This window comes from Sulfurirhabdus autotrophica (assembly GCF_004346685.1).
GTDB classification, from domain to species: Bacteria; Pseudomonadota; Gammaproteobacteria; order Burkholderiales; family SMCO01; genus Sulfurirhabdus; species Sulfurirhabdus autotrophica.
In genome coordinates this window covers 1-1,331 of record NZ_SMCO01000054.1, presented here as the reverse complement: position 1 = coordinate 1,331, position 1,331 = coordinate 1, and the positions used below count along the sequence as shown (strand labels likewise).

Sequence of the window (1,331 nt, the reverse complement as noted above, 5' to 3'; positions counted from 1 at the left end):
CAGTAGTGTCCGGTTAAATCGCGAATCGAGCCGCCAAGATCCAATCTGGGCGGGGTTTAGAAAGCAAAATATTTTGGTGCCGATTTGAAATCATCAAGTCTCTCATATTCAGGTAAGTTTCTGGGGTTAACACTCTGGAGGATTGACCATGAATATGGGCAAAACGCTGTTTGCGCAGATCATGGAGTACGTGCCGTGGACAAGCTTTACGCGAATAGTGACGCGTTACGGTGGTGACTGTGGCGTTCGCAGCTTGAATTGCGCAGAGCACTTTCGAGTCATGGCGTTTGCACAACTGACTTGGCGCGAAAGCCTGCGCGACATCGAAGTCTGCTTGTCCGCCAACCGAGCCAAACTGTATGGGATGGGATTCCGCAGCGCGATCAGGCGCTCCACGTTGGCCGATGCCAACGAAAGCAGGGATTGGCACATCTGGGCCGATATAGCAGCCTTGCTTATACGTCGTGCCCGCAAGCTCTACTGCAACGAGAACTTTGGCGCCGATCTGGACAACACCGTCTACGCGCTCGATGCCACGACTATCGACCTGTGTTTGTCCCTTTTCAGTTGGGCTCCGTTCCGAACAACCAAGGCTGCGATCAAACTTCATACCTTGCTGGACTTGCGCGGCAATATTCCAGCTTTCATCCATATCAGCGACGGCAAGACTCACGAGGTCAGTGTGCTGGATATATTGCCCGTCGAGGCAGGCGCGTTTTACGTGATGGATCGAGGTTATTTGGATTTTGCGCGGTTGTATGCGCTGCATCAGGCAGGGGCTTTCTTCGTCACCCGAGCCAAGCGAGGGATGGACGCGCGCCGAGTGTATTCGATGCCGACCGACCGCGAAGCTGGTGTCATCTGCGACCAGCGTATCGCCCTGAATGGCCACTACTCGTCCAAGGCGTATCCCGAACAGTTGCGCCGAATTCGCTTCAAAGATCCGCAAACTGGCAAGACGCTTATTTTTCTGACCAACAATACCGCTTTGCCAGCTTTGACCATCGCCGCGTTGTACAAGAGTCGCTGGCAGGTCGAATTGTTCTTCAAATGGATCAAGCAACATCTGCGTATCAAGCGATTCATGGGCAACAGCGAGAACGCCGTGAAGACGCAAATCTGGTGCGCCGTCGCAACTTACGTGCTGATTGCCATTGTTAAAAAGGAGCTTCAACTTGATTCCTCGCTCTACACTTTGCTACAGATTTTATCGGTCTCTGTCTTTGAAAAAACCCAGCTACTACAAGCCTTCGCAGGCAGTAGCTACGTCTCAGAACAGACCGATTTCGATAACCAATTAAATTTGTTCGATTTTTAACCGGACACTAGTG

General features: G+C 51.8%; 1 protein-coding gene. It reads left to right on the top strand.

Annotation, left to right across the window (positions count from 1 at the left end; genetic code table 11):
* The first annotated feature begins 148 nt into the window (after nucleotides 1-148).
* Nucleotides 149-1,318, top strand: a complete 1,170-nt coding sequence (locus EDC63_RS18445; protein ID WP_124946850.1) for an IS4 family transposase — start codon at nucleotides 149-151, stop codon at nucleotides 1,316-1,318.
* Nucleotides 1,319-1,331: the final 13 nt, after the last annotated feature.

Bases quoted from the DNA above. Each gene is read 5' to 3' on its own strand.
- EDC63_RS18445 (WP_124946850.1), top strand. From the start codon at position 149: ATGAATATGGGCAAAACGCTGTTTGCGCAGATCATGGAGTACGTGCCG.